3 protein-coding genes are annotated in these 1,893 nt (G+C 64.3%); 2 read left to right on the top strand and 1 reads right to left on the bottom strand.

From position 1 onward, the window contains the following. Window positions 1-186: 186 nt before the first annotated feature. Window positions 187-507, top strand: coding sequence for a hypothetical protein (locus J1M36_RS12430; RefSeq protein WP_206480006.1), 321 nt, complete (start codon window positions 187-189; stop codon window positions 505-507). Here J1M36_RS12430 and J1M36_RS13195 read toward each other — a convergent pair. Next, window positions 476-1,099 carry a DUF2332 family protein gene (locus tag J1M36_RS13195; protein ID WP_369334589.1) on the bottom strand — a complete coding sequence of 208 codons (624 nt, stop codon included), beginning with the start codon at window positions 1,097-1,099 and terminating at the stop codon, window positions 476-478. The genes J1M36_RS12430 and J1M36_RS13195 overlap by 32 nt on opposite strands. Window positions 1,100-1,625: 526 nt before the next feature. Between J1M36_RS13195 and J1M36_RS12420 the strand changes: the two genes are divergently transcribed. Continuing rightward, window positions 1,626-1,787 (top strand): hypothetical protein, encoded by a 162-nt coding sequence (locus J1M36_RS12420; protein ID WP_206480001.1) that lies wholly within the window; start codon window positions 1,626-1,628, stop codon window positions 1,785-1,787. Window positions 1,788-1,893 lie beyond the last annotated feature (106 nt).

The raw sequence follows: 1,893 nt of genomic DNA, 5'->3' as shown, positions 1-1,893 counted from the left end.
GCTCCTGGGAGGACGGGCGGGGTGTGTGAGGAGTTTATCGCCGGTGCGGCGGCTGCTCGCTCCGGCACCCCCGCTGCTTTTGCTGAGTTTTGGCAGCTCTACCCCATGACGGAGTGCTTTTGCTCCACTAGGAATTCGATTCGGGGCGCGCGCGGATCCCCGAGCACCTCCCCATACACTCGCTTCATGGGCCCCATCGATTCCCCGACATCTCGCTCTCAGCCACGCCGCCTGCCCCGTTGGCTGGTGGTGCTGATGTCCTTGGGTGTGGTCCTGGTCCTGGGCGGAGCCCTGCTGGTGGTGTTCAACCCGCCCACCCTGACGTTCGGGCGGTTCGCCTACGCGCCTTTGAGCGAGGAAATGTATTCTCCCCTCGGCGAGAATCCTTGGTCGTCACTCTTCCCGCCGGCGGCCATCGCGGGGTGGATCAGCCTTCTGGTCGGCCTACTCCTCTGGGCGTTCTCCGCCGGCTGGCTCACCGGCCGACGACGCCGCCCCGCCGACTAACGCTCAGCGTCGCCTTGGTCGGTCGTCGCCAGAGCCCGGACCAGGATGAGGGTGGGACCCGGCCACGAACCTCCCGTGAGGGTCGGCCAGAGCTCGTGACGCGCGGCATGGCCGGTCGGGGCATGTCCGGCCCCAGCTGGCAATGTAGGACCACGTCGGAGACTCCGTCCTCCGGGTCCAACGCGGTGCCGTGGTCATAGCGATAGGAGAAGCGGTCGGGGAGAAGGCACAGCCCGGCGGCGGCTCCGACTTCGAGCAATGCGAGCGGTTGGGGGAGGGCGGCCAAGAAGGGCAGGAGCACCGCGCAACGGCCAGCCTCGTTGGTCTGGGTCGCCCTGGTGAGAATGGTGTGACAGACTTGCGGCCACTCACCCATCAGGACGTCGCGAAAGGATCGGAACGTAGTACCCGCCCCGTGCCAGCGAGCGGCGGCGAACACCAGATTCGGTTGCCGTTTGATGGGCTGGAGAGTTTCCAGCAGGGACAGCACTGCCGCATCTTCACTCACCCCATGTGCCCAGCTCGTGTACACGGCGGAGACCCCGCGTGCCTCACGCTCGGCAAAGCGGCGATAGCTTTCTGCGATTGGCATCAGCTCGGGGCGAGTGGTCGGGTCCATGCGGTAAACCTCCCTGGGGTGGGTTCCCGGGGGTGAAAACCGATACCCGCATCTGGTTCCGGTTCTCATGGTAGGCCCCTTCGGATTCGAGCTGGACTGACCGACCACGTTGATTGAAAGCTCCGTGTAGTCCCGAAGGTTTGCCACCACAGAAGGAGCACCCAGTTGGGTAGCCCAGTTCGGGTCCATGTCAATCGACGTCGGATAAGTGCCGTCTGCGCTGCGGCAGATAGTCCAGGGAGCCACGGACTACCGTGTCACCGGATTCCCGCTTGGCATCTATCTGTTGCTGGCCAGGAGGTTGATGACGATTCTCGCCGATGGCTCGTCTCGTAGGTACACTGGCGCCATGCGGATGCAACAGCGATTTCAGGACCCCCGGCCGGGTTATGGCCGCGGGGTCTTAAACGCGCAGTCGTAGCGCAGTAGGTCTCCGCAGGTACGGCCGGGGGAAGCTTCTCCTCCTTCACCCACCTGCAATGATCTTGGAGACCTTCTCATGTCGCACACCGACTACCTGACTTCCAACCAGCTCTACCGTGCTCTGAATCTGCGCGACCTCACCGATCCCGAGCAGGGGCGTCACGCCATCCAGTCTCTCCTGCAATCGGTCACCGACCGCCTGCAGTCTGAGTGGGACTGGGCTGACCCCGTTTGGTAGGTCCGGTGGTTGTGTGAGTCGTCCTGTTGCCCGGGGGTCCGGGCAGTGAGACTGGTCAGATCATGACGAACAGCAGGAAGCGTCACACCTCGGAGCAGGTCGTCCG

This window comes from Kocuria sp. KRD140, from assembly GCF_017168375.1.
GTDB lineage: Bacteria > Actinomycetota > Actinomycetes > Actinomycetales > Micrococcaceae > Kocuria > Kocuria marina.
Note: the sequence above shows the minus strand (reverse complement) of the source record. Positions and strands in the feature narration are given on the sequence as shown.

Coding starts and splice junctions, on each gene's coding strand:
- J1M36_RS12430 (WP_206480006.1), top strand. CDS start 187: ATGGGCCCCATCGATTCCCCGACATCTCGCTCTCAGCCACGCCGCCTG.
- J1M36_RS13195 (WP_369334589.1), bottom strand. CDS start 1,099: ATGCCAATCGCAGAAAGCTATCGCCGCTTTGCCGAGCGTGAGGCACGC.
- J1M36_RS12420 (WP_206480001.1), top strand. CDS start 1,626: ATGTCGCACACCGACTACCTGACTTCCAACCAGCTCTACCGTGCTCTG.